The organism is Kitasatospora sp. NPDC086009, assembly GCF_044540385.1.
In the GTDB taxonomy this organism is placed as follows: Bacteria; Actinomycetota; Actinomycetes; order Streptomycetales; family Streptomycetaceae; genus Kitasatospora.
Map to the genome: position 1 here is coordinate 468,802 of NZ_JBITSA010000003.1, position 24,203 is coordinate 493,004.

The following is a 24,203-nucleotide window of genomic DNA, read 5'->3' on the forward strand; positions in this document are numbered from 1 at the left end:
CTCTCGACGAACTCGGCTGCGCCGCCCGGGTCGGCGCCGACCGTTCGGGGGCGCCGCGCGGTCCGGTCCGCCGCTCTCCGGATGCTGTCCCAGGCCGATCCTGGAAATGTCGCACGTGACACCATGAAGGCGGATCCATGGACGAATCGCAATCCGAGCGCGAGAAGCCGCATACCACTCCGAACGGGGCGGCCGGGCGGCCCGGCCGGGGGCTGCTGCGCTCGGCCGCCCGCGCGGTCCGCACGGCGCCGGGCGCCCGCGAGTGGCCGGGCTGGATCCTCGCGGCCGCCGGGGCGGCCCTGTGCGTCCTGGGCTGGTACGGCGTCTCCGGCGAGGCCTTCGTCGAACAGCAGATCCCCTATCTGGCCTCCTCCACCGTCCCGGGTGCGGCGCTGATCGTGGCGGGCATCATCGTGGTCGCCCTGCGTTCACCCGGTCGGCCGCCGGCCCCGCCGACCCCGCCCACCGCGGACGACCTGACCGACCGACGGGTCGAACGGCTCTACACCCTCCTGGTCGAACCGGAGCAGCCGGAGGAGGCCACGGCGCCGGAGGAGCCCGCCGCCCCCGGTACCGGTCTGCTCGCCGTCGCCGAGGGCACGCTCTACCACCGGCCCGACTGTCCACTGGTGACCGGCAAGCACGACGCGCGGCCGGTCGACGCCGCCGCCGTACGGGCACGCGGGCTCCATCCCTGCCGGATCTGCGCACCGGCCGCCCCGGACGCGCCCGCCGACCCCGCCGACCCGGCCCACCCGGCCGGCTGAGGGGGTGCCACCCGTGCCCGACACCCCTCCCCTCGACTCCCTCGGCCTGACCGTCGACCTCGCCCTGGCCGGTCTCACCGTCGGCAGCGCGGCCGCCCTCAGCGGCATCGGCCTGGTCGTCTGCCACCGCGCGACCGGGGTGCTCAACCTCGCCCAGGGTGCCCAGGCGATGCTCATCGCCTATCTGCTGCGCGACCTGGTGGTCGTCCGGCACTGGCCGGTCTGGCCGGCCGCCCTCGCCTTCTGCCTGCTGCTCGTCGCCCCCGCGCTCGGCGTCCTGCTGGACGTCCTGGTCTACCGGCCCCTGCAACGGCGCGGCGCCGGGACGGCCGAGACGATGGTGGCCGGTCTCGGCGTGTTCGTGCTGCTCATCGGGGTGGCGGTGCTGGTCTGGGGCACCGCCCCGCTGAGCGGCGCGCCGTCCCCGTTCGGCGCCGAGCCGATCGCCCTCCCCGGCGGGCACACCCTGCGCCCCGACACCGTGGCGCAGCTCGCCGCCGTCCTGGTGCTCGCCCTGACGGTGGCCGCCACCACCCGTTTCACCCGGTTCGGCCTCCAGGTGCGGGCCGTCGTCGACGACCGCCGGCTGGCCCGGCTGGCCGGAGTGGACGCGGACCGGGTCTCGGCGGCGGGCTGGGCGTTCGGCTCCTTCACCGCCGGGCTGGTCGGCGTCGCCCTCGCGCCGTACCTGCTGCTCGACCCGTACGGGCTGCCGCTGCTGGTGATGGAGACGATGGCGGTCGCGGTGGCGGCGCGGCTGCGCAGCATCCCGGTGGCGGTGGTGACCGGCCTCGGCCTCGGGATCGCGCAGGCCGAGCTGACCAGGCTGCGGCCGTCCGGCCAACTGCTGCCGCTGGTGCAGGCGGTGCAGGCCAACCTGTTCGTGGTGGCGCTACTGGCCGCCGCACTGCTGGCCGGCCCGCGGATCACCGGCGGCGCGGGCGACCGTGCCCCGCTCGCGGTGCCGGAACCGGCCGGCGGGGGCCGGGCGGCCCGGGCGGTCTGCCTGGTGCTGCTCCTGCTGCCGCTGGGCTTCCGTGACAATGACCTGCGCAGCGCGCTGCTGGTGCCCGCGCTCGCCCTGGTCCTGCTCTCGATCGTGGTGGTGACCGGGTACGGCGGGCAGATCTCGCTCGGCCAGGCCGGGTACGCCGGGCTCGGCGCGCTGGGCACCGCGCTGCTGATGTCCGGGCGGATCCCGGCCGTCCCGCCGCTGCCCGCCGTCCCCGCGCTGCTGTTCGCGGTGCTGGCCACCGCCCCGCTCGGACTGCTCACCGGCTGGCCGGCGATCCGGCGGCGCGGTCCGGCGCTGGCCCTGGTCACCTTCGCGGTCGGGACGGCGATGAGCCGCTTCGTCTTCCAGCAGCCGTACGCGACCACCGGGCTCACCCTGGACCGGCCCGCCTTCCTGGCCGGCGACCGCGCCTTCTACCTGGCCGAGCTGGTGCTGCTCGGGCTGGGCCTGCTGGTGGTGCGGGGTCTGCACCGGGGCCGGCCGGGCCGGGCCCTGACCGCGATGCGCGACCACGAACCGGGCGCGGTCGCGGCAGGCGTCAACGTGCCCGGGCTGAAGCTGTTCGCCTTCGTGGCCGGGGCGGCGCTGGCCGCGCTCGGCGGCGGGCTGATGGGCCTGGCCGGGCGCGCCTTCGACCCGGCCTCGTTCGATCCGGTGCGCGGGCTGCTCTGGTTCGCCGCGGTGGTGGTGGCCGGTGCGGACAGCGCGCTCGGCGCGGTGCTGGCCGCCGCGCTGCTGATCGGCCTGGACGCGGGCACGGTGGCCGGGGTGTCGGCCGTCGCGGTGGGTCTGCTGGCGGCGGCGATCGGCCGCCTGCCGGGCGGTCTCGCCGGCGCCGCCGCCCGCCTCTCCCCCCGCCACCCGGCGCACCCGCCCGCCACGCTGCCGCCGGGCCGCCTGAGCGCGACCGGCCGTCGGATCCGCACCCTGATCGCGGCCCGGCAGGCCGCCGCCCGGGGCGAGGAGGCGCGACCGTGAGCCCGCCGGGCAGTGGCCGGGCCCGGCTGACGGCGCGGGGTGTGACCCGCCGGTACGGCGGCATCGAGGCCGTCGCCGGGGTCGACCTCACCGCGCCACCGGGGCGGATCACCGCACTGATCGGGCCGAACGGCGCCGGCAAGAGCACCCTGTTCGACTGCCTGGCCGGGACGGTCCGCCCGGACGCCGGCCGGGTGCTGCTCGGCGGCCGGGACGTCACCCGGCTGCCCGCGTACGCCCGGGTGCGGCTCGGCCTGGCCCGGACCTTCCAGCAGATCGCCGTCTTCCCGACCCTCTCGGTGGCCGACAACGTCCGGATCGGCCCCGAGCAGCGGCACCGCCGCCGTCCGGACGCGCGTGCCGTCGACACGGCGACGGCCCGCGCACTCGCCCTGTTCGGCCTCCAGGACCTCGCGGCGGAGCCGGCCGGTGCGCAGCCGACCGGGGTGCTGCGCCTGGTGGAGCTGGCCCGCGCGCTGGCGGGCGACCCGCAGGTGCTGCTGCTGGACGAGCCGGCGGCCGGCCTGGACACCACCCAGACCGCCCGGCTGGCCGCCGTCCTGCGTGGCCTGGCCGACCGGGGCATGGCGCTGCTGCTGGTCGAGCACGACCCCGACCTGGTCGGCGAGTTGGCCGACACCGTGTACGCGATGGCCGGCGGCCGGGTGGTGGCCTGCGGACCGGCGGCCGCCGTGCTCGCCGACGCCCGGGTGGCCCGGGCCTGGGGCGGGGCCGCGCCGGGGGCCGGGGTGGGCGCGCCGTGACCGTCGAAGCCGCCCGTGTCCGCCGGGGGCCACCGGAAGCCCTCCGCGAGCCGGCCCCCGCCTCCCCCACCGCCCGCACCGCCCGAGCGACCCGGGCGAGCTCCCGATGACCGTCGAAGCCGCACTCCACGGCGCCCGCGTCCGCTACGGACCGCTGGAGGCCCTGCACGGGGTGGACCTCGCCTTCCCCGCCGGTGCGGTCACCGTCCTGCTCGGCCGCAACGGGTCCGGGCGGACCAGCGTGCTGCACGCCCTGGCCGGGCTGGTCCGGCCCGCCGCCGGCCGGGTGGTCTGGCGGGGGCGGGACGTCACGGCGCTCGGTGTCCACCAGCGGGTCCGGCTGGGGCTGACGCTGGTACCGGCGGAGCGGGCGGTGTTCGCCTCGCTCACGGTGGCCGAGCACCTCGGCCTCGCCGGCGCCCCCGCCGAGGCCGTGCTCGCGCTCCTCCCCGAGCTGACCGCCCTGCTGCCCCGGCCGGCCGGGACGCTCTCCGGCGGGCAGCAGCAACTGGTCGCCCTGGCAAGTGCGTTGGCCGGCCGGCCGCGCCTGCTCCTGCTGGACGAGCCGGACCGGGGGCTGGCCCCGGCCGTGGCCGCACGCCTGCACGCGCACCTGCTCGACACGGCCGCCGCCGAGGGCCGGGCGGTCGTACTGACCGCGCGGTCGCTCCCGCGCAGCCTCACCGGCGCGGCCGTCGTCCACGTGCTGCACCGGGGCGAGGTCGGCTTCTCCGGGGAGCCCGCCGAGCTCGTCGGCCGACCGGCCGGGGCACGGTGACCGGTCCGGGGAACCACCCGCACACACGCCCCAGGGCCGGCGAGCCCTACTGCGCCAGGTACCCGCCGTCCACCGGGAGGACCGCGCCGGTGATGAAGGAGGCGTCGTCGGAGGCCAGGAAGAGGACCGCCGCCGCCACCTCGGCGGGGGTGCCGAGCCGGCCCATCGGGTGCAGCTTCTCGATCGCCGTCAGGTAGTCGGAGCCGCCCGGCTCGTCCTGGAGGCGGCGGACGCGCTCGGTGGTGATGGTGCCGGGAGCGACGGCGTTGACCCGGATGCCGCGGTCGGCCCACTCGACGGCCAGGTGCTTGGTCAGGCCGGACGCCACGAACTTGGCGGGCCCGTAGACGGCCTGGCCGCGCTGGCCGGCCTCGCCGGAGATCGAGGAGAGGCAGACGATCGCACCGCCGGCGCCGCCGGGCCCGGCCATCGCCTCGATCGCGTACTTGCAGGTGAGGAACATCCCCCGGCCGTCGACAGCCATCACCCGGTCCCACTCCTCGGCGTCGGCCTCGGTGATCTCCGACAGCGGGAGCACCCCCGCGTTGGCGACCAGGACGTCGATCCGGCCGTGCCGCTCGACGGCGGCGGTGATCATCCGGTGGGCGTCGTCCTCGCGGGAGACGTCGCCGACCACCGTACTGACCGCCCGCGGCAGCTCGTCCGCCAGCCGCCGCAGCCCCTCGGCGTCGAGGTCCGTCGCGACCACCCGCGCGCCCTCCCGGGCGAAGCGTTCGGCCACCGCACGGCCGATCCCGCTCGCCGCACCCGTCACCACGCACGACTTGCCCGCCAGCCGCCCCGCACCCGGGGATTCGATCGCATCAGCCATGGCACCGGACTCTACCGACCGACCGTCAGATGAACGGGCACATCTCGCAGTTGGGTCAGGCCGCGATCGGGGCGGCTCCACCCCGCCGCAGACCGCGGCACTCGGCGGACCGCCCCGGCGCCGGCGTCAGCCGACGGTGAGGACGAGCTTGCCCCGGACGTGCCCCTGCTCGCTCACCCGGTGCGCCCGGTCCACCTCCGCCAGCGGGAACACCTGGTGCAGCGGGAGGTGCAGCGTGCCCTCCTCGTGCAGCGCGAGCACGGCGGCCAGCGCGGGACCGTGGTGGTGAACGGTGTCCGAGCCGGCGCTGAACCGCACGCCGTACTTGGCCGAGCCCTCGTGGTCGGCGATGGTCAGCACCTGCTCCGGTCCGCCGGCCAGCTCGATCGAGAGCGGCAGGACGTCACCCTGGCCGGCCGCGTCCAGCACCCGGTCCACCCCCTCCGGCGCCACCGCCCGGACCCGCTCGGCCAGACCGTCGCCGTACGTCACGGGGATCGCGCCCAGCTCGCGCAGGTACGGGTGGTTGGCCTCGCTCGCGGTGCCGATCACCCGGATCCCGCGCGAGCGGGCGAACTGCAGCAGGATCGTGCCCACCCCGCCCGCCGCGCCGTGCACCAGCAGCGTCTGGCCGCGCTCCACGCCCAGCAGGTGGAGCGCCCGCCAGGACGTCTCGGCCGCGACCGGGAGCCCCGCGGCCTGCTCCCAGCTCAGCCCGGCCGGCTTGCGGGCCACGTCGCCGGCGCCCACCACGGCGTGTTCGGCGTAGCCGCCACCGCGGACCGAGCCGAACACCTCGTCCCCGGGCGCCCACTCGTCCACCCCCTCGCCGACGGCCTCCACCACGCCCGCCACCTCGAAACCGGCGACGTGCGGGAAGGTCACCGGGAACAGGCCCTCCATCGCGCCGCTGCGCAGCTTGTGGTCCACCGGGTTCACGCCCGCCGCCCGGACGGCGATCCGGATCCGGCCGGGGCCGGGAGCGGGCAGGTCGATCTCGATCGGGTGCAGCACGTCCGCGCCGCCGAATGCGGAGAAGGCGATGGCCTTGGTCATGGGAGTCCCACTGTCCTTCACTGGTCGGAGAGTTCGTCGGTCTGACGGTCTCCAGCCTGGTCGCGGGAGGGGCGGTCTCCGGCCCGCCGTTCGGCCGGTTCCGCCTGGCCGAACGGCCAGGCACCCGCGCGGACCGGGTGACTAGGCTGGAACCCATGGCGAACCACGGGGCAGGCGACGGGGCGGGAAGCGCGGCGACCGGGCACGCGAGGGCCGGGAACGCGGCGCAGGCCCCGGACGGAGCCGGGCACCCCGGGCACCGGCAGCGCGGCTGGGAGCGCCCCGAGGACGTGCTCGCCCAGGTGGTGGCGGTGCTGGGGGCGCCGAGGCCACAGCTCCTCCCGCGCCTCTCCGGCGTCCTCGCCGATCTCGTCCCGCACACCGCCCTCGCCCAGCTGAGCGGCGTCTGCACCTACTCCCCCGCCCTCGCCCACGGTCCGACCGAGCTCACCGGGCGGATCACCACCCGGGAACTGGCCCGGCTGGCCGAGGCGGTGGCACCCGGTCTGCCCTGGCAGGGCGAGGCGGTCCTGGCAGGCCGGCCGCGGGCGGCCGTCGCGGTCTCCGCCGCCCCGCCCGGCAGCAACGGCGCGCTGCTGGTGCTGGTCCGGACGGGCGGCGAGCGGCTGCCCGACCAGCCGCTCGCCGTCCTGCAGCAGCTCTGGGAGCTGCTGGTCACCCACTCCCACCACCGGGCCGTCGACGCCGCCCCCGCGTACGCCGCCACGTCACGGGCCTCCGCCGGTGCCCGGGCCCGGGCCATCGCCGAGCTGAGCGGCGCGCACGCCTCGGCGCTCTCCGCGATCCTCGCGCCGCTGCGCTCCGCCGCCCTGGACGACGCCACCGCCCGCCGCAGCGCCACCGAGCTGGCCGTCGGCGCGCTGCTGGACCTGCGCGCGGGCGCCGACCTCGACCGGGAGCTGAGCGAGGAGCCCGCCGCCACCGCCTTCGCCCGGCTCGCGGACGAGATCCGCCCGCTGCTGCGGCACAGCCCCGTCCGGCTCGACCTGCCGGCCCCGGCGGCGGGCGGGCGCTCCCTCCCCGCCGAGATCGCGCACACCGCCCGGGCGGCCGTCCGGGCGGCCGTGCTCACCATGATGGAACAGGACGGTCTGACGCGCCTGCACGTGAGTTGGCAGTTCGTCGCGGACGTCCTGCGGGTCGTGGTGCGCGACGACGGCCCGGGCCTGCTCGGCGCCGACACCCTGGCCGTGCACCGGACGGCGGACCGGATCACCGCCGTGGGCGGCCGGCTCGCGGTGGACGCCGTTCCCGGTTGGGGCACCACCGTCACCGTCGACCTGCCGCTGAGCGCCCCGGCGGCGACCGGCGGGCCGGACCCCCTGGAGGGCTTGCAGCCCCGGGAGCTGGAGGTGCTCGACCAGCTCGCCCGGGGCCGGCGCAACCGGGAGATCGCCGGCGCCCTGCTGATCAGCGAGTCCACGGTGAAGTTCCACGTCGCCAACATCCTGGGCAAGCTGGGCGTGACCTCGCGCGGGGAGGCCGCCGCTCTGGCGCACCGCGCCGGTCTGCCCGCCCCGACCGGCCTGTACGCGGCCTCCTGAGCCGCGCGGACCCGCGGCACGGAACGGCCGGGTGCTCCCACCCGGCCCGGCCCCGCCCGCGACCGCCCGCAACCGGCCGGACGCGCCGTAGGCTCGCCGGATGACCGTCTCCGCCACCTGGGACCCCTCCGCCGCCGGGGTGCTGCGCCTGCCGTCCGGCCGACTCGTCCGGGGGCGCGGTCTGCGGCGGCCGCTGCCGCCCGGGCCGCAACCCGCCTTCGGGCTCTACCTGCTGGGGCACCGGCCGCCGGCCGTCCGCTGGGTGAGCCGCTGGCTCCGCTGGCCGGACTTCCGGCTGCCCGCCGACCGGGCCGAGGCGGCGGCCGCCCTCCGGGAGGCCTGGGAGCGGGCGGCGTCCGAGCGGGTCGAGCTGGCCTGCGCCGGCGGGCTCGGCCGGACCGGGACCGCGCTGGCCTGCCTGGCCGTGCTGGACGGCGTCCCGGCCGGCGAGGCGGTCGCCTTCGTGCGGGAGCACTACGACCGGCGCGCCGTCGAGACCCCCTGGCAGCGCCGGTTCGTGACGCGGTTCCACTGACGCCGCGCCCGGCCGCCCCGCCCCCGCTCGGACCCCGGGGCCGGCGGCCCCGGGGCACCCCGCGGTCAGACCCCGGGCGGCGGCCCCAGGACGACGAAGCTGAGGTCCGGTCGGCCACCGGGGGTGAGGACCTGGGCGACCGTCTCGATCGGTTCGGGCGAGAGGTGCGGCAGCCGCAGGCCGAAGCGGTCGCCGTCCCGGTTGGCGACCACGCAGGCCCGGCCGGCCCAGAGCCGGCGGCAGAGCGGGTCGCGCAGCACGTCGGTGAGCAGGGCGACCACCGACTCGTCCCCGGGGTAGCGGGCCAGCGCGAAGCGGATCATGGCGAGGGTCATCCGGGCCTGCCACGTCCAGTCGGCGACCTGTTCGCGGGCCTCCGGGGCGGTCAGCACCCAGCGGGCGAAGTTGGCCCCGGGCCTGCTCATCCAGGGGAACCACTCGGCGGCGGCCCGGTTGTGGCCGACGACGGTCCAGGCGCGGTCGGCGATGAAGGCCGGTCTCGGCATCTGCCGGTCGACCAGCTCCTGGAGGGCTGTGAGGTCCTCCGGCCGGGCCGGGCCGGCGGCCGGGGTGCCGCCCATCGCGTAGAGGTAGAGGGTGGCGCGCTCGTCGGCGTCGAGCAGCAGCACGTCGGCGAGCAGCGCCAGCAGTCTGGGGTCGAAGCGGGCGGTGCCGCCTCGCTCCAGGTCGCGGTACCAGCGCTCGCTCATGCCGAGTCTGGTGGCGACGACCATCTGGGGCAGCGGCTTGGCCAGCCCCATTCGCAGGCCGGCCCGGCCTCGCCAGTCGCGTAGCAGACTGGCGAGGCCGGGGAGTTCGGCGGTGGTCGACGCTTCGTGGTCGAGGGGGATGGGGATGCTCAGTGCCTCGCGCAGCACCATGGCTCACTCCGGTCTGTTCCTGCATTCGACGATGACGGCCCCGAGGGGGGACGTGTCGAATTCGGACAGCCCGAAGTACCGGCGCGGCCGATGGTTCGTCAGCCCGGTCGGTGATGACAAGTCCCCTTGCTGAACGGCTGGTTCAGTGGCTGGACCGACATCGGAAAGGCAGACCGGGGAACGTCGCGACCGAGCGTCGCAGCATGAAGTCCACCCCCCGGTGTGCCCGCGTGGCCCTTGACACGCTCTAGGGGGACTGTACTTGCTCGGTTGTGATCGTTCAAGCAACGCAGAGTGACATCAGCCGGTCAGCGCCTCCTGGGAAACGGCCGGTGACTTCTGGATGCCGGTGCGGCCGGCGAGCACCGTCACGGTGGTCGCGCCCGCGAACAGCGCGGCGAGCAGCACCCAGCCGATCGCGCCGGCCGGCAGCAGCAGACCGGTGGCCAGGAACGGGCCGACGATCAGCTGCGCGCTCATGCCCGTGCTGAACAGCGACAGGTAGCGGGAGCGGCCCACCGGCGGCGACAGCTCGTAGGAGATCTCCCAGCGCGAGACGGCGTGCAGGTTCTCCCCCACGGTCAGCAGCGCGACGGCGACCACCGCGGCGGCCAGCGCCAGGTACTTGCCCCGGCCGTCGGCGAAGGCGAAGAACGCGCAGGCCAGCACCAGGAAGAGGCAGGCGACCCGGAGCATCCGCAGCGCCTTGGCCAGCCCCTGGGCGAACCGGGCCACCGAGAGCTGGAGCACCACGGTCAGCACGGTGTTGATCGCCAGCAGGGCCGAGCTGGCACTGGCCGGCAGCCCGGCCCGGTCCACCACCCAGAGCGGCAGCAGGATGAACAGCACGCAGTCGTGCAGCATCAGGACCGCGTTGGCGGCCGTGACCAGCAGGAACCGCCGGTCCCGGTACGGCGAGCCGGAGCCGCCCTCCGCCCCGGCCTCGGCGGGCGCGGCGGCCGGCGCGGCCGACGATCCCGCCACCCGGCCGGCCCGCACCACGGCGAGCGCGACGGCGGCGAAGGCGGCCGCGTTGAACAGGAAGAGCGCCACGAAGGCGGCCCGGGAGTGCGCGGCCTGCACCAGGGCGGCCAGCAGGAAGCCGGCGGTGAGGCCGATGTTGGTGATGGCGCGCAGCGAGGCCATCGTCTTGGTCCGCTCGGCGGCCCCCTCGAACTCGCCGACGATCACCTGGAGCAGCGGTGAGCAGGCCCGCGCGGCGGCGATGGTCAGACAGGTGACGACCAGGTAGCCGGCGTAACTGCCGACCAGGGCGTACCCGATGAAGCCGAGCGCCCGGACCAGCGTCAGCGCCACGTAGACCGGCCGGGCGCCGAGCCGGTCCGCGAGCGGGCCGAAGACCAGCGGACTGAGCAGGCCGGCGATGTTGGCTGCGGCGATCGCGGTGCCGACCGCGACCGCCGTGATGTCGAGGTAGCGGACGAAGTAGAGCGTGGCGGTGGCCAGGTAGAGGCCGTTGGCGACCGCGTCCACGGTGGTCCCGGCGGCCATGATCCGGCCCTGCCGGGAGGCGGGCAGCAGCGTCGCGGTCAGCCGGCTCAGCAGGCCGGCCGCCCGGGGCGGGGCGTCCGTGTGCGTCATGCCGGCTCCACCGTCCGGGCCGGCTCCACCGTGAAGCGGACCGAGTCGGCCAGCTCGCGGGCGAGCTTGCGGGCCTGGTCCGGGGTGTCGGCCCCGACCACGATCACGCCCGCCCGGTCCCCGGAGGTGCGCAGCGGGCGGACGGTGCCGCCGGGTCCGACCGCGAGGTCGGCGTAGAGCACGTCCGGGTGGTTCGCCGCCTCCGTCCACCCCTCGACCGCGGTCACCAGGCCGGGCGGCGGGGTGAGGTAGCGGGCGGCGGCGGCCCGGACCGGCGTCGGCGCGGCCTCGTCGCGCGGCAGGCCCAGCAGGTCGTCGTAGAGGAGGCCGAACAGCTCCAGGCCGGGGACGACGTGGGCGAGCATCCGGTGGATCCAGTCGCCGCCGAACCGCCCGTGCACCTCGCCGAGCACGATGCCGTCCGGGCTCAGCCAGAGTTCGACGTGGAAGCCGCCGACGCGCAGGCCCAGCACGGCGAGCGCCGCCTTGACCTGACGCTCCATCTCCTCACGCTGCATGTCCGGGAGTTCGGCCGGGAGGATGTGGCCGACCTCGACGAAGAACGGCGGCTCCACCTTCTCCTTCTCGGTGACCGCGAGGACGACCGGCTCGCCGCCGAGGAAGAGGCCCTCGACGCTGTACTCGGCGCCCTGGACGAACTCCTCGACCAGGAAGGGGCTGCGGCCGGGCAGCAGCGCGATCGCGGCGGGCAGTCCGTCCGGTCCGGTGATCCGGCTGACGCCCGTACTGCCCATCGCGTCACGGGGCTTGACGATCCACGGCCCGGTGGAGCCGCGCAGGAACTCCGCCGCCTCCGCCTCGTCCGCGCAGAGCCGGACGGCGGGCTGCCGGAAGCCGGCGGCGGCCAGGGCGGTCCGGCAGGCGTCCTTGGTGCGGACCCGTCGGACGGCCTCGGCCGGGTTGCCCGGCAGGCCCAGCGCCTCGGCGGTCTCGGCCGCGGCCACCTGCGCCATCTCCTGGAGGGCGAGGACGGCGTCGAAGCGCTCGCCCTCGGCGGCCCGGTCGCGCGCCCAGGCGGCGGACTCGCCGGGGTTGGCGAAGTCCACCGCCGAGACGGCGCCGGCCTGTTCGGCCACCCCGGGGGTGGCGGCGAGGACGGCCTCCTGGTTCGTCAGGTGGGTCCGCAGCCCGCGCGCGTGGGCCTGGTCCAGGGCGAGCCGCGCCATGTCGAGGCCGAGCGGCACCGCCCGTACCCCGCCGACCAGCAGCAGCTTCCGGGGGGTTGGTTCAGCGGGCATGAGAGGGCTCCTTGCGTGCGTGGTGCGGGGGGGTGCTACTTCAACTGGCCGAGGGGTCGGGCGGGTCGGGCGGGTCGGGCGGGTCGGGCGCTCAGGCTTCGGCGTCGGCGTCGAGCTCGACCAGGACCTGTTCGGTCGCCACCAGGTCGCGCACGGCGCAGCGGATCGCGGTGACGACGCCCGAGAACGGGGCGAGGATGCGGTTCTCCATCTTCATCGCCTCGACGATGACGAGGGCGTCCCCCTCCTCAACCCGGTCGCCGACCTCGCACAGCAGTCCGACCACCGTGCCCGGCATCAGCGACTTCACGGCGTTGTCGGCGGCCCCGGAGCCGCCCTCGGCGAAGCTCTGGGCGGCCAGCGCCACCCGGTGCCCGTCGACGGAGAGCTCCCAGCCGGCGGGGCTGCGCAGACCGGTCCAGCGCCGGTCGCCGACGGTGCCCCGGTACAGGCCGGGGTGGCCCGGTACGGCGGCGACCGTGACGGTGAACGGGGTGGACTCGACCTGGACGTCGACGGCGGCGCCGCGCCGTCCGGTGAGTCCGGCCTGCAGCGTCCGCCGGCCGTGCCGCAGCACGACCCGGCCGAACGGCGCGACCGGGTCCAGCCGGTGGCGGTCGAACGGGCCGACCGCGCCGTGCCACGGCGAGGCGGGGGCGTCGTCGACGGGCGGCAGCTGCATCGCGGCCGCGCAGGCCGCGGCGGCCAGGACCCGGTCGGTGCGGCCGGCGGGGCCGGCCGGCTCGCCCTGCCCCGACTGCCCGGTCCCGGTCGAGACCAGGGCGTCCACCAGGTGGGTGTCCATCCGCCCGGCGACCACGGCGGGGGCCTGGAGGAGTTCGGCGAGGAAGCCGAGGTTGGTGGTCAGCCCGGGCAGGGCGGTGTCGCGGACGGCCGGGAGCAGCCGGCGCAGGGCGCTCGGGCGGTCCGGGCCGTGCGCGATCAGCTTGGCGAACATCGGGTCGTAGAAGGCCGGGACCTCGGCGCCGCCACCGAAGACGGCGCCGCCGAAGGCCGCGTCACCGCCCGGACCGCCCGCGAAGGCCGGTTCCGGCGCGGCGGAGCCGGACGCGGCCCCGTCGGTGCCCGATCCGGTGTCGTCGAACGCCGCCTCCACCCGGATGCCGGCCGGCCAGCGGACCGCCGCCGCCCGGCCCGGCGCGGGCCGGAAGCCGTCGGCCGGGTCCTCGGCGTAGACGCGGACCTCGACGGCGTGGCCGGTCGCGGTGATCTCGTGCTGGTCGAGCGGCAGCCGCTGCCCGTCGGCGACTCTCAGCTGCCATTCCACCAGGTCGACGCCGGTGATCTCCTCGGTGACCGGGTGCTCCACCTGGAGCCGGGTGTTGACCTCCAGGAAGTAGCAGCGGTCGGTGGCGTCCAGGATGAACTCGAAGGTGCCGGCGTTGACGTAGCCGAGCGACCGGGCGCCGCGGACGGCCGCCTCCAGCAGCTCCGCCCGGACGGCGGGCGCCAGGTTGGCGGCCGGGGCCTCCTCGACGATCTTCTGGTGGCGGCGCTGCAGCGAGCACTCGCGCTCGAAGAGGTGCACCACGTTCCCGTGGTCGTCGCCGAAGACCTGGACCTCGATGTGGCGGGGCCGCTCCACGTACCGCTCGACCAGCAGCCGGCCGTCGCCGAAGTTGCTGCGGCCCAGCCGGACGGCCTCGGCCACCGCCTCGGGCAGCTCGGCGGCCGCGCGGACCACCTGCATGCCCTTGCCGCCGCCGCCCGCGACGGGCTTCAGGATCACCGGGTAGCCGATCCGCTCGGCGTCGGCCAGGATCTCCTCGGCCGACTCGGTGGCCGTCCCGGAGCCGGGCAGCACCGGGACCCCGGCGGCGGCCATCAGCGCGCGGGCGGTCGACTTGTCGCCCATCGCGGTGATCGTGGCGGCGTCCGGGCCGACCCAGACCAGCCCGGCCCCGGCGACCGCCGCCGCGAAGCCGGGGTGCTCGGAGAGGAAGCCGTAGCCGGGGTGGACGGCGTCGCAGCCGGTCCGGACGGCGGCGTCGACCAGCGCGTCGACGTCCAGGTAGCTCTCGGCGGCCGCGGCGGGGCCGATCCGGACCCGCTCGACGGCGCCCGCCAGGTGGGCCGAGGAGCGGTCGGCGTCGGAGTGGACCGCCACGTACTCGATGCCGAGCCGGCGGCAGGTGCGGGCGATCCGCCGGGCGATCTCGCCGCGGTTGGCGATCAGGAGACGCTTGATCATTTCCGTCATCACATCCTGAACACGCCGAAGCGCGTTTCCTGCTTGGGGGCGTCGGCGGACATGGCGAGGCAGAGCGCCAGCCACTCACGGGTCTCGGTCGGGTCCACCACGGCGTCCACCCACATCCGGGCGGCGTAGTAGAGCGGGTGGGACTGGCGCTCGTACGTCTCGATGATGGGGCGCCGGATCGACTCCTCCTCCTCGGGGGAGAGGACCTTGCCCTCCTTGGCGAGCTGGTCGCTGCGGATCAGCGCCATCACGGTCGCGGTCTGCTCGGCGCCGACGACGGTGGACTTGGCGCTCGGCCACATGGCCATCAGCCGGGGGCCCATCGAGCGCCCGCACATCGCCAGGTTGCCGGCGCCGTAGCTGCCGCCGATCACCAGGCTGAACTTGGGGACCTTGGCCGTGGAGACCGCGTTGACCAGCTTGGCGCCGTGCTTGGCGATGCCGTCGGCCTCGTACTCGGCGCCGACCATGAAGCCGTTGATGTTGTGCAGGAACAGCAGCGGGATGTCCCGCTGGGTGCAGAGCTCGATGAAGTTCGCGGCCTTCTGGGCGCTCTCCGGGAACAGCACCCCGTCGTTGATCACCACGCCCACCGGGTAGCCGCCGATGTGGCCGGTGCCGCACACGATGGTCGGCCCGTACCGGGCCCGGTACTCGGCGAGTTCGCTGCCGTCCAGCAGCCGGGCCAGGATCTCCCGGGCCGGGATGTGCTCGCGCAGGCTGGCGCTGACGATGCCGGGCAGCTCCGCCGGGTCGTACAGCGGCGCGCGCGGGGGCTGCGGCGGCGGGCTGAGGGCCGGCCGGCCGTCCCGGGCCATGATCTCCCGGACGATCGACAGGGCGTGCTCGTCGCTCTCGGCGAGGTGGTCGGCCACCCCGCTGACCCGGGTGTGCAGGTCGGCGCCGCCCAGCGTCTCGGCGTCCACCACCTCGCCGGTGGCCGCGCGCACCAGCTGCGGGCCGCCCAGGAAGACCGTGCCGGTGCCGCGGACGATCACCGTCTCGTCGCACATCGACGGGATGTACGCGCCGCCGGCGGTGCAGTTGCCCATCACCGCGGCGATCTGCGGCAGGCCGAGCGCCGACATCTCGGCGATGTTCCGGAACATCCGGCCCAGGTGGTACTCGCCGGGGAACAGCTGCTCCTGGAGCGGCAGGTAGACCCCGCCGGAGTCCACCAGGTAGATGCAGGGCAGGCCGTTCTCCCGGGCCACCAGCTGGGCCCGGAGCTGCTTCTCCACGGTGAGCGGGAAGTAGCTGCCGCCCTTGACCGTGGCGTCGTTGGCGAAGACCACCACCGGGCGGCCGCTCACCATGCCGATGCCGGTGACCAGCGCGGCCGAGGGCACGTGCTCGTCGTACACCTCGTGCCCGGCCAGCTGGCCCAGCTCCATGAACGGCGTGCCCGGGTCCAGCAGTTGGTAGACCCGCTGGCGGGCCGTCAGCTTGCCGCGCTCGGTGTGGCGCCGGCGCGAGCGCTCGTCCCCGCCGGCGATCGCGGCGGCCCGGGCCCGGGCGATGACCTGGCGCTTCTCGTCGAAGGCCGCGGTGTTGCGGCGGAAGACCTCGGCGGAGGAGTCGATGTGCGAGCGCAGGGCCGTCATCGCTGGTCCTGCCCCGGCTCGCGGGCCGCCTCGGCCCGCAGGCCGTCGTTCAGCGCGCCGCAGAAGTCGCGGATCTCGGCCTCGGCCATGTTGGCGCGCAGCATCAGCCGCAGCCCGGCCTTGCCCCGGCCGATCACCGGGAAGAAGATCGGCGAGGTGTAGTAGCCGCGCTCCAGCAGCGATCCGGCGAGGCGGATGGTGGCGTCCTCGGAGCCGATGTCCACGAAGCGGATCGGCAGGCCGTCGCCGTTGAAGGAGGTCTCCACCAGCGAGTCGAAGAGCGCGATGTTGTCCTGGAGCCTGAGCTGGAGCTCCTTGAGCTCCGGGGAGCCGTGCAGCTCCGCGGAGGCCATGATGGCGCCCAGTCCGGCGGTGTTGATGCGCTGCGACCACATCAGCGGACCGCCGTTGCGCAGCGCGGTGTCGCGGCGCTGCTGCGAGCCGCCCGGGCCGAGGAAGATCGCGCCGCCGGAGGCGCCGAAGCCCTTGTTGAGCGAGGTGATGATCAGCGTGCGGTCGTTCATCCCGCCGTTCGCCGCCATCGCCTCCAGCACGGCGCCCCGGCCGCGCTCGCCGACGGTGGAGACGCCGTGCGCCTCGTCGAAGAACAGGAACAGCCCGTACTTCTCCTGCAGGCGCAGCAGTTCGGGGATCGGCGCGGCGCCGCCGGTGCTGTAGACCCCGTCGGCGACGTAAGCGACCTGCGGGTGCTTGCGGCAGAGGTCCTCCAGCGCGTCCACGTCGTTGTGGGCGATGGTGGCGATCTCCGCCTCGTCGGCCACCGCGGGCTTCATCGCGTTGAGACAGAAGTGCGCGTTCTTGTCGAAGACCATGAGCGGCGCGACGCCGTCCGTCAGCAGCCCGGAGGCCAGCAGCGGCAGGCTCGCCCAGGCGGCGGCCGCGCAGGAGGCGACGGTCAGCGCCTCGACGTCGAACAGCTCGGAGAGCGCCGTCTCGGCGTCCCGCAGCGATCCGAACCGGATCCGCATCCGCGAGGTCGAGCTGTTGAGCGCCCCTTCGGCGAGCACCGCGTCGGCGGCCGCCCGCACGATCCGCGGGTGGGTGTCGAGGCCGAGGTAGGAGTACGACGACATGTTCACGAACTCGTGGCCGTCGGCCAGCGTCCGGTGCCGCCCGTCGCCGAGGCCGGACACCACGATGTCGAACATCCCGGCCGCGGCGGTGACCTCCCAGAAGTCGTGGCTGATTCGCGCGGACTTCTTGATGTTCATGTATGAGTGCACGCCAGATTCCTTGTTGAATTTCGGTACGGAAATGCCGGGCCCTCCCCGGGGCCTTTTCGGCATCACAAATTCCGGGTGATCAGGCGTACTCGTGGAAACCGCGTCCGGACATCCGTCCGGACTGGCCGGCGCCGACCGTCCGGCCGCTCGCATGATCCAGTGATTCCTGCACCGCTCGCTCTGCCGGCCCCCGGAGTCGATCGCTATTTGGTCCGAAGAGCTGCGCGGCTCCCCGGCGATTGAAAGAATTCAATACGCTGCGACGACTGTCAACCGGAAGATTTTTGCCGCCTCGCAAAACTGGACAGACCACCATCCGACGGGTGCACCGGAAATTATTTGCCGGTCGATCGCCATTGACGCGCGCGGGATCGCGGACTCCGTCCGCGCCGCCCGGCGGCCGGCCGGAAAACCGGGGGCGTCCGTTCCGCTGTCCGTGTTACCTTCGACTGGTCCGGACCGGACGACAGGACGACGAGCTCGACGAAGGAGGTGGACCAGTGGCCACGGTGACGACGGCTGCGCCCGTACCGCGCAGCGCCCAGGCGACGGTTCACACTCCCCGGGCCCTGGTCTGACGGCTTCCGCCCCCGCATCGCGGGTGCGCGGCGCCGCCGCGACCGGCCCTTCAGCCAAGGGTTTCCACCATGTCCTCTCCGTCTTCGTCCGCTTCCTCCTGGCAGACCCGCGTCGAGTCCGACGCCGATGTCCCGGCCGTCCAGGCCCTCACCCTCGCGGCGTTCGGCCGGCCCGCGGAGGCCGACCTGCTCGCCGTGCTGCGCACCGACGAGGGCTGGATCGACGGCCTCTCCGTCGTCGCCACCGGTCCGGCCGGCACCCCCGTCGGCCATGCGGTGCTGAGCCGCGCGTTCATCGGTGACGTCCCGGCGCTCGCGCTGGGCCCGGTCTCCGTGCACCCGGACCACCAGCGCTCCGGCGCCGGTTCGGCCGCGGTCCGGGCGGCGCTCGACGCCGCCCGGGGCCTCGGCGAGCGCTTCGTCGTGCTGCTCGGACACCCGTCGTACTACCCGCGGTTCGGCTTCGTCCGCGCCTCCGCGCACGGACTGGTCCTCACCGTCGACGCGCCCGACGAGGCGTGGATGGCGCTGAGCCTGGACGACCGGCACCCGCTGCCGTCCGGGACGGTCCGCTGGGCCGACGCCTTCGGCATCTAGCCGCCGGCCCGCACCCCGAACCGCCGGGCGGCGCCGCCGAGATGGCGCCGCCCGGCGGTGGCGCGGCCACCCGCGCGACGGCCGGGCCCCAACGGACGGATCGTCAAGGAGCCTGCCCGGCAGGCCCGGTACGCACCACGGCCTGGTCGCCGTGCGGGCCGAACAGGTGCAGGACCTCCACCGCGTTCGCGTCGACGGGACCGAACCAGTGCGGCTCACCGGTGTCGAACTCGGCCACCTCGCCCGGGCGGAGGGTGAATTCGCGCTCGCCGAGAATGAGCCGGAGCCCGCCGGCGAGCACGTACAGCCATTCGTAACCGGCGTGGGTCACCAGCTTCGGCTCGCGGTGGGCGAGCACCTGCTTGAACACCTGGACCCGGCCCGGGTACTGCGTCAGCGGCACCAGGACGTTGCCGCGCTCCCGGTGCTGCGGCTTCAGGTGCAGGCGCGGGTCCCCGGTCGCCGGGGCCGCGACCAGCTGGTCCAGGGCGACCCGGTGCGTGCGCGCGAGCGGGATGAGCAGTTCGAGGGTCGGGCGCCGCTTGCCCGACTCCAGGCGCGACAGCGTGCTCACCGAGATCCCGGTGGTCTCCGCGAGGGCCTCCAGGGTGAGCCCGCGGTCGCGGCGCAGGGCCCGCAGCCGCGGCCCGATGCCGGCGAGGATCTCGTCGACGTCGTCGCCACCGGCCACCGGCGCGACGGGGTGCCCGGTCTCCAGTGACTCCACGGGCTCCACGGGCGTCACGGGCTCCCCGGGCTGCACGGACTTCACGGACTTCACGGGGTCGGTGCGGTCGCCGTTCATGGGGTGCCTCCGGTCCGTCCGGCCCCTCGGGCGGGCCGGAGCGCGTTTTTTGCGGTCTTCGCAAAGATGCTGGGCCGGCGCTGCCGCCCGGTCCGAGCATGGGGCCGCAGACGTTACCGAACCGAAGGTGGGCCCGTGACCACGACAATCCTGGCTGATCGACCCGCACTGAGCACCCGCCGACGGTGGACGGTGCTCGCCGTCTGCGCGCTGAGCATGTTCCTGGTCGGGCTGGACACCACCATCGTCAACGTCGGCCTGCCCCAGATCGGGCGCGGGCTGGCGGTGGGCACCAGCGGGCTGGAATGGGTCGTGGACGCCTACACCGTCGTCCTGGCCGGTCTGTTGATCTCGGCCGGCGCCCTCGCGGACCGCTTCGGCCGCCGGCGCGTGTTCCGGACCGGGCTGGTCGTCTTCGGCCTCGCCTCGCTCGCCTGCGCGGTGGCGCCCTCGCTCGGCTTCCTCGTCGCGGCCCGGGCCGCCCAGGGGGTCGGTGCCTCGATGCTCAGCCCGGTCGCCCTGGCGATCGTGGTGAACACGATGCCCGACCCCCGGGAGCGGGCCCGGGCGATCGGCGTCTGGGCGTCCGTCTTCGGGCTCAGCATGGCGGCCGGGCCGGTCACCGGCGGGGCGCTCATCGCGGCCTTCGGCTGGCGCTCGGTGTTCTGGATCAACGCGCCGGTCATCCTCGCCGCCCTCGTCCTGGTGGCGGTGTTCGTGCCGGAGTCGCACGGGCAGCGCGCCCGGCGGCTCGACCTCCCCGGCCAGTCGCTGCTGGTGCTGGCCCTGGGCAGTGCGGTGGCCGTGCTCATCGAGGGCCCCCGGATCGGCTGGACCTCTCTTGCGGCGGTGGCCGGTTGCGCGGCGGCGGCGCTCGCCACCGCCGGGTTCGCCCGGGTCGAGCTGCGCCGGCCCGAGCCGCTGATGGACCTCGCGCTCTTCCGCCGGATGCCGTTCGCCCTGGCGGCCCTGGGCGCCGTGGCCCTGTTCGTCGCCCTGAACGTGAGCCTGCTGCTCAACACGCTGTACCTCCAGCACGCCCGGGGCTGGACGGCGCTGGCCACCGGGGCGGCGACCCTGCCGATGGCGCTCGGGGCGACGGTGTGCGCGCCGTGGTCCGGCTCCCTGGTGGCGCGGTTCGGGCCGAGGCGGCCGCTCCTGCTGGCGGGCGGGTTCGTCGCCGCGGGCGGTCTCTGTCTGGTGGATCTCGGCCCGGACACCGGTGTCCCGCTGCTCCTGGCGGCCTATCTGCTCATCGGTGTCGGCTTCGGTTTCGCCAACGCGCCGATCACCAACACCGCGGTCGGCGGTCTGCCGCCGTCCCGGGCCGGGGTGGCCGGGGCGATCACCTCCACCGCGCGTCAGGTCGGCGCGGCGATCGGCATCGCGGTCGCGGGCGGCCTGGTGGTGGGGGTCGGCCCGGACGGCCTGGCCGTCGCGTCGCGGCCCGGCTGGCTGCTCGTGGCGCTGTGCGGGCTGTTCCTGCTCCTGGTCGCCCGCGCCTCGGCCCCGGGGCCGAAGAGCCTGGGACCGAAGAGCGCGGGACCGAAGAGCCCGGACGCGGGGAGCCGATGACGGAAGAGCCCCGGAGCGAAGGCCCCCGGGAAAGCAGCGAGGGCGGGAGCCGATGACGACTCCCGCCCTGCACGTCCGAGCGCCGGGCCCGAATCGAACGAACCCTTCCCGCTGAAAGCGGGCGTGCTACCACTGTACCACCGACGCCTGACCGCCGGGCTTCCGATCACTTCCGCGATCTCGTCCCGCCGACGAGGAAGAAACTACCAAGGGATGATCCAAAGGTGAAATCGACCCCGTCGCCCGCCCCCTGGCGCCACGCGCGCGCGGCGCCAGGGGACCGGAGGCTAGGGCGCGACCACCGCCGACGGCGTGCCGCCGGTGAGCCGGAGCAGTTCGTCGTAGGTCATCGGCACCACGGTGTGCGGGTGTCCGGCGGCCGCCCAGAGCAGCTCGTACCCGGCCAGCGCCTCGTCCACCACGGTGCGCAGCGGCGCCGGGTGGCCCACCGGGGCGACGCCGCCGATGGCCTGGCCGGTGGCCTCGCGGACCTCGGCGGCGCTCGCCCGGACGATCGGGCCGGTGCCCAGCCGCCCGGCCAGGTAGGCCGTGTCGACGCGGTGCGCCCCGCTGGTCATGACCAGCAGCGGAGCGCCGTCGCAGCTGAACACCAGGCTGTTGGCGATGGCCCCGGCCTCGCAGCCGAGGGCGGCGGCCGCCTCGGCGGCGGTGCGCGCGGAGTCGGGCAGGACGCGGATCTCGCCGGGCAGGCCGGCCGCCGCGAGGGCGTCGGCGACCGCCTGGCTCCGGGTGGGGAGGGAGGGTGTCATACCGGCATCCTCCCGTGCCCCGCGGCCGCCCGGCCGACGGCGCTCAGCACGGCCCGGACCCCGGCCGCGAGGACGGAGGAGTCCCGGCCGGCGCCCCAGACCACCTGTCCCGCCACCCGCGCCTCGACGTAGGCGACGGCGTCGCTGTCGGGCCCGGTGCGCACGGCGTGCTCGGTGAAGCGGAGGATGTCGACGGCCGTCCCGGCGGCGCGCAGTGCGGCGGTGACGGCGTCCAGCGGGCCGTTGCCCTCGCCCCGGTGCCCGCCGACCTCGGCCCAGTGGCGGCCGTCCTCCTCCCCGGTGCGCCAGTCGACGGCCGGGGCCGCGTCCAGGTAGTGGGAGCGGAACAGCGCGTACAGCTCGTCGGCCCCGACCTCGCGGCCGCTGTCGTCGGCCGACTCCTGGACCACCCGGGCGAACTCGATCTGGAGCCGCCGCGGCAGCTCCAGCCCGTGCCCGGTCTGCAGCAGGTAGGCGATCCCGCCCTTGCCGGACTGGCTGTTGACCCGGATCACCGCCTCGTAGTCCCGCCCGAGGTCGGCCGGGTCGATCGGCAGGTAGGGGACGGCCCACGGGGCCCGGCCCGGCGGCAGGCCGAGGTCGGCCGCCGCCTTGGCGTGGTGCGCGAAGCCCTTCCGGATGGCGTCCTGGTGGGTGCCGGAGAAGGCGGTGTGCACGAGGTCGCCGGCGTAGGGGTGGCGTTCGTGCACGGGCAGCCGGTTGACGTGTTCGACGGTGCGCCGGATCTCGTCGATGTCCGAGAAGTCGATCATCGGGTCGACGCCCTGGGTGTGCAGGTTGAGCGCCAGCGTGACGAGGTCGACGTTGCCGGTCCGCTCGCCGTTGCCGAACAGGCAGCCCTCGACCCGCTGCGCGCCCGCCAGCAGGGCGAGTTCGGCGCAGGCGACCCCGGTGCCGCGGTCGTTGTGCGGGTGGACGGAGAGGATCACCGACTCCCGCCGGGCCAGGTGGCGGTGCACGTACTCGATCTGGTCGGCGTAGACGTTGGGGGTGGCGATCTCGACGGTGGCGGGCAGGTTGTGGATCACCGGCCGGTCGGGGCTCGCGTCCCACAGCTCGGTGAGGCCGTTGCAGACCTCCAGGACGTAGTCCGGCTCGGTCAGGTTGAACACCTCCGGCGAGAACTCGAAGCGGACGCCGGGGCGGCCCTCGGCCAGCCGGGCCATCAGTTCGGCGGCCTCGGTGACCAGGGCGCGCACCTCCGCCCGGCCGCGGCCGAGCACCACGTCGCGCCAGATCGGCGCGGTGGCGGTGTAGAGGTGCACGACCACCCGGGGCAGCCCCTCGACGGAGCGGAAGGTCCGCTCGACCAGGTCGGCGCGGGCGGCGGTGAAGACCACCACGGTGACGTCCTCGGGGACGGCCCCGGGCGTGTCGGCCAGCCGGCGGACGAAGTCGAAGTCGGTCCGGCTGGCGGAGGGGTAGCCGACCTCGATCTCCTTGAAGCCCATGGCCAGGAAGAGGTCGAACATCCGCTGCTTGCGCGCCGGGTCCATCGGCTCGGCCAGCGCCTGGTTGCCGTCGCGCAGGTCGACGGGCACCCAGAGCGGGGCCCGCTCGATCCGCCGGGAGGGCCACTGCCGCCGGTCGCCGGCGGGCAGCTCGACCCGCTCGTGGGCGGGGCGATAGCGCTGGAACGGCATCGCGCTGCCGCGCTGCGGGTTCCAGGCGGGGGCGGCGGCCGGTACGGGCCCGGCGGGGGTGCGGAGCGTGGGGAATGGCATGGGGGAGGTCCTTCGTCTCGGGTTCTGCACCGGAGGACGAACCGGCAGCACGGCACCCCGCAGCGGGGTGCCGGTCCGGTCAGACCCCGCTGCGGCCACCAAGAAGGCCACCGCGAAGGCAGCCGGGAAGGAGACTCCACGACTTCATGCGGGGTACCGTAACCGTGAACCAAGTCCTCAGACAACCTGACAGGTGAACGCGATGTCTCCGCTCGACCCACTGCGCCCCTCCCCCCTGGTCGACCAGGCGACCCGGCGGATCGCCGAGCAGATCGCGGCCGGGCAGTGGCCGGTCGGCGGCAAGCTCCCCGGCGAGGTGGCCCTGGCCAAGGAGCTGGGCGTCGGCCGGTCCACCGTCCGGGAGGCGCTGCGCGCGCTGGCGGGCGCCGGCATGGTGCAGAGCCGCCAGGGCTCGGGGGTGTTCGTGACGGCGGACCGGCCGGGCGAGGACTGGTCGGCGCGGCTGCGCCGGGCCGAGCTGGCGCACGTGTACGAGGTGCGGGCGATGATCGAGGTCCAGGCGGCCCGGCTGGCCGCCGTCCGGCACGACGAGGCCGACGAGGCGGCGCTCGACCGGGCGCTGACCGCCCGCCACGCGGCGGGCGCGGCGGACGACGCCGCCTTCGTGGACGCGGACATCGCCCTGCACGCGACGGTGGTGGCGGCCGCCCACAATCCGGTGCTCTCCGATCTGTTCGCCGAGTTCGTCCCGGTGCTCCGGGAGCGCCTGGTCGAGCTGGTCGGACTGCTGGGGCTGCGCGAGGGCGATCCGCACCACGGCTACGCGACCCACGCGGAGCTGGTGGAGGCCGTCCGCCGGCGCGACGCGGAGGCGGCCGGGCAGGTCCTGGCGGACGAACTGACCTCGACCCTGACCCGCCTGCTCGCCGCCTGAGCCACCCGAGCCCCCGAGCCGCCCGAGCCACCTGAACCGCCCGAGCCGCCGGGGCTGCCCGACGGGCCGAGCCGCCGGGGCTGCCCGACGGGCCGAGCCGCCGGGGCTGCCCGACGGGCCGAGCCGCCGGGGCTGCC

20 protein-coding genes and 1 tRNA gene are annotated in these 24,203 nt (G+C 75.4%); 9 read left to right on the forward strand and 12 right to left on the reverse strand.

Annotation, left to right across the window (positions count from 1 at the left end; translation table 11 throughout):
• Positions 1-137 precede the first annotated feature (137 nt).
• From ACIF6L_RS11245 to ACIF6L_RS11260, 4 genes are all read left to right on the forward strand, one after another.
• The gene (locus tag ACIF6L_RS11245; RefSeq protein ID WP_396488020.1) at positions 138-767 is read left to right on the forward strand and encodes a hypothetical protein; all 630 of its coding nucleotides are present in this window, start codon (positions 138-140) and stop codon (positions 765-767) included.
• A gap of 13 nt (positions 768-780) precedes the next feature.
• Positions 781-2,760, forward strand: coding sequence for an ABC transporter permease (locus ACIF6L_RS11250; protein ID WP_396488021.1), 1,980 nt, complete (start codon positions 781-783; stop codon positions 2,758-2,760).
• Entirely contained in the window at positions 2,757-3,524 is a 768-nt protein-coding gene (locus ACIF6L_RS11255; RefSeq protein ID WP_396488023.1) for an ABC transporter ATP-binding protein, read from the forward strand. The genes ACIF6L_RS11250 and ACIF6L_RS11255 overlap by 4 nt, the downstream gene beginning before the upstream one ends.
• A gap of 106 nt (positions 3,525-3,630) precedes the next feature.
• Entirely contained in the window at positions 3,631-4,302 is a 672-nt protein-coding gene (locus ACIF6L_RS11260; RefSeq protein ID WP_396488025.1) for an ABC transporter ATP-binding protein, read from the forward strand.
• Positions 4,303-4,348: 46 nt separating this feature from the next.
• On the opposite strand, the gene ACIF6L_RS11265 is transcribed toward ACIF6L_RS11260, so the two are convergent.
• Together ACIF6L_RS11265 and ACIF6L_RS11270 are read right to left on the reverse strand one after the other, a co-directional pair.
• Entirely contained in the window at positions 4,349-5,134 is a 786-nt protein-coding gene (locus ACIF6L_RS11265; protein ID WP_396488026.1) for an SDR family NAD(P)-dependent oxidoreductase, read from the reverse strand.
• Positions 5,135-5,260: 126 nt separating this feature from the next.
• Positions 5,261-6,190: an NADP-dependent oxidoreductase gene (locus ACIF6L_RS11270; RefSeq protein ID WP_359805409.1), complete on the reverse strand. Its 930-nt coding sequence runs from the start codon at positions 6,188-6,190 to the stop codon at positions 5,261-5,263.
• A gap of 155 nt (positions 6,191-6,345) precedes the next feature.
• Between ACIF6L_RS11270 and ACIF6L_RS11275 the strand changes: the two genes are divergently transcribed.
• Together ACIF6L_RS11275 and ACIF6L_RS11280 are read left to right on the forward strand one after the other, a co-directional pair.
• Entirely contained in the window at positions 6,346-7,755 is a 1,410-nt protein-coding gene (locus tag ACIF6L_RS11275; RefSeq protein WP_396488027.1) for a LuxR C-terminal-related transcriptional regulator, read from the forward strand.
• Positions 7,756-7,855: 100 nt separating this feature from the next.
• A complete protein-coding gene (locus tag ACIF6L_RS11280) occupies positions 7,856-8,290 on the forward strand; it encodes a protein-tyrosine phosphatase family protein (protein ID WP_396488029.1) in 435 nt (144 codons plus the stop codon).
• Positions 8,291-8,355: 65 nt separating this feature from the next.
• Here the strand turns inward: ACIF6L_RS11280 and ACIF6L_RS11285 are convergent, their stop codons facing one another.
• From ACIF6L_RS11285 to ACIF6L_RS11310, 6 genes are all read right to left on the reverse strand, one after another.
• Positions 8,356-9,171, reverse strand: a complete 816-nt coding sequence (locus ACIF6L_RS11285) for a helix-turn-helix transcriptional regulator (RefSeq protein ID WP_352287477.1) — start codon at positions 9,169-9,171, stop codon at positions 8,356-8,358.
• Positions 9,172-9,471: 300 nt separating this feature from the next.
• Complete coding sequence (locus ACIF6L_RS11290) at positions 9,472-10,773, reverse strand: MFS transporter (RefSeq protein WP_352287480.1); 1,302 nt, start codon at positions 10,771-10,773, stop codon at positions 9,472-9,474.
• Positions 10,770-12,032 (reverse strand): ATP-grasp domain-containing protein, encoded by a 1,263-nt coding sequence (locus ACIF6L_RS11295; RefSeq protein ID WP_396488032.1) that lies wholly within the window; start codon positions 12,030-12,032, stop codon positions 10,770-10,772. Before ACIF6L_RS11295 ends, ACIF6L_RS11290 begins: the two co-directional genes overlap by 4 nt.
• A gap of 91 nt (positions 12,033-12,123) precedes the next feature.
• Positions 12,124-14,244, reverse strand: a complete 2,121-nt coding sequence (locus tag ACIF6L_RS11300) for an acetyl/propionyl/methylcrotonyl-CoA carboxylase subunit alpha (protein ID WP_396488033.1) — start codon at positions 14,242-14,244, stop codon at positions 12,124-12,126.
• Positions 14,245-14,252: 8 nt separating this feature from the next.
• Positions 14,253-15,857: a carboxyl transferase domain-containing protein gene (locus tag ACIF6L_RS11305; RefSeq protein ID WP_329490381.1), complete on the reverse strand. Its 1,605-nt coding sequence runs from the start codon at positions 15,855-15,857 to the stop codon at positions 14,253-14,255.
• The gene (locus ACIF6L_RS11310; protein WP_352287491.1) at positions 15,854-17,101 is read right to left on the reverse strand and encodes an aminotransferase class I/II-fold pyridoxal phosphate-dependent enzyme; all 1,248 of its coding nucleotides are present in this window, start codon (positions 17,099-17,101) and stop codon (positions 15,854-15,856) included. Before ACIF6L_RS11310 ends, ACIF6L_RS11305 begins: the two co-directional genes overlap by 4 nt.
• Positions 17,102-17,748: 647 nt before the next feature.
• Here ACIF6L_RS11310 and ACIF6L_RS11315 point away from each other — a divergent pair.
• A complete protein-coding gene (locus tag ACIF6L_RS11315; RefSeq protein ID WP_329490379.1) occupies positions 17,749-18,276 on the forward strand; it encodes an N-acetyltransferase in 528 nt (175 codons plus the stop codon).
• 103 nt (positions 18,277-18,379) lie between these two features.
• Here ACIF6L_RS11315 and ACIF6L_RS11320 read toward each other — a convergent pair whose 3' ends face one another.
• A complete protein-coding gene (locus ACIF6L_RS11320; RefSeq protein ID WP_396488036.1) occupies positions 18,380-19,081 on the reverse strand; it encodes a helix-turn-helix domain-containing protein in 702 nt (233 codons plus the stop codon).
• Between the two features lie 135 nt (positions 19,082-19,216).
• Between ACIF6L_RS11320 and ACIF6L_RS11325 the strand changes: the two genes are divergently transcribed.
• Positions 19,217-20,656 carry an MFS transporter gene (locus ACIF6L_RS11325; protein WP_396488038.1) on the forward strand — a complete coding sequence of 480 codons (1,440 nt, stop codon included), beginning with the start codon at positions 19,217-19,219 and terminating at the stop codon, positions 20,654-20,656.
• A 78-nt stretch (positions 20,657-20,734) separates the two neighbouring features.
• Here ACIF6L_RS11325 and ACIF6L_RS11330 read toward each other — a convergent pair.
• From ACIF6L_RS11330 to ACIF6L_RS11340, 3 genes are all read right to left on the reverse strand, one after another.
• Positions 20,735-20,803: transfer RNA gene (locus tag ACIF6L_RS11330), tRNA-Glu, on the reverse strand.
• A gap of 140 nt (positions 20,804-20,943) precedes the next feature.
• Entirely contained in the window at positions 20,944-21,426 is a 483-nt protein-coding gene (locus ACIF6L_RS11335) for a YbaK/EbsC family protein (protein ID WP_329490376.1), read from the reverse strand.
• A complete protein-coding gene (locus tag ACIF6L_RS11340) occupies positions 21,423-23,171 on the reverse strand; it encodes a 2-isopropylmalate synthase (RefSeq protein WP_352287502.1) in 1,749 nt (582 codons plus the stop codon). The genes ACIF6L_RS11335 and ACIF6L_RS11340 overlap by 4 nt, the downstream gene beginning before the upstream one ends.
• Before the next feature lie 202 nt (positions 23,172-23,373).
• On the opposite strand from ACIF6L_RS11340, the gene ACIF6L_RS11345 reads away from it, so the two are divergent.
• Positions 23,374-24,066, forward strand: a complete 693-nt coding sequence (locus ACIF6L_RS11345) for an FCD domain-containing protein (RefSeq protein ID WP_329490374.1) — start codon at positions 23,374-23,376, stop codon at positions 24,064-24,066.
• The last annotated feature ends 137 nt before the right edge of the window (positions 24,067-24,203 follow it).

Excerpts from the sequence above, each read along its gene's own strand:
- ACIF6L_RS11260 (WP_396488025.1), top strand. The coding sequence starts at position 3,631 with ATGACCGTCGAAGCCGCACTCCACGGCGCCCGCGTCCGCTACGGACCG.
- ACIF6L_RS11335 (WP_329490376.1), bottom strand. The coding sequence starts at position 21,426 with ATGACACCCTCCCTCCCCACCCGGAGCCAGGCGGTCGCCGACGCCCTC.
- ACIF6L_RS11280 (WP_396488029.1), top strand. The coding sequence starts at position 7,856 with ATGACCGTCTCCGCCACCTGGGACCCCTCCGCCGCCGGGGTGCTGCGC.
- ACIF6L_RS11340 (WP_352287502.1), bottom strand. The coding sequence starts at position 23,171 with ATGCCATTCCCCACGCTCCGCACCCCCGCCGGGCCCGTACCGGCCGCC.
- ACIF6L_RS11275 (WP_396488027.1), top strand. The coding sequence starts at position 6,346 with ATGGCGAACCACGGGGCAGGCGACGGGGCGGGAAGCGCGGCGACCGGG.
- ACIF6L_RS11265 (WP_396488026.1), bottom strand. The coding sequence starts at position 5,134 with ATGGCTGATGCGATCGAATCCCCGGGTGCGGGGCGGCTGGCGGGCAAG.
- ACIF6L_RS11290 (WP_352287480.1), bottom strand. The coding sequence starts at position 10,773 with ATGACGCACACGGACGCCCCGCCCCGGGCGGCCGGCCTGCTGAGCCGG.
- ACIF6L_RS11295 (WP_396488032.1), bottom strand. The coding sequence starts at position 12,032 with ATGCCCGCTGAACCAACCCCCCGGAAGCTGCTGCTGGTCGGCGGGGTA.
- ACIF6L_RS11245 (WP_396488020.1), top strand. The coding sequence starts at position 138 with ATGGACGAATCGCAATCCGAGCGCGAGAAGCCGCATACCACTCCGAAC.
- ACIF6L_RS11315 (WP_329490379.1), top strand. The coding sequence starts at position 17,749 with ATGTCCTCTCCGTCTTCGTCCGCTTCCTCCTGGCAGACCCGCGTCGAG.
- ACIF6L_RS11270 (WP_359805409.1), bottom strand. The coding sequence starts at position 6,190 with ATGACCAAGGCCATCGCCTTCTCCGCATTCGGCGGCGCGGACGTGCTG.
- ACIF6L_RS11320 (WP_396488036.1), bottom strand. The coding sequence starts at position 19,081 with ATGAACGGCGACCGCACCGACCCCGTGAAGTCCGTGAAGTCCGTGCAG.
- ACIF6L_RS11305 (WP_329490381.1), bottom strand. The coding sequence starts at position 15,857 with ATGACGGCCCTGCGCTCGCACATCGACTCCTCCGCCGAGGTCTTCCGC.
- ACIF6L_RS11300 (WP_396488033.1), bottom strand. The coding sequence starts at position 14,244 with ATGATCAAGCGTCTCCTGATCGCCAACCGCGGCGAGATCGCCCGGCGG.
- ACIF6L_RS11285 (WP_352287477.1), bottom strand. The coding sequence starts at position 9,171 with ATGGTGCTGCGCGAGGCACTGAGCATCCCCATCCCCCTCGACCACGAA.
- ACIF6L_RS11345 (WP_329490374.1), top strand. The coding sequence starts at position 23,374 with ATGTCTCCGCTCGACCCACTGCGCCCCTCCCCCCTGGTCGACCAGGCG.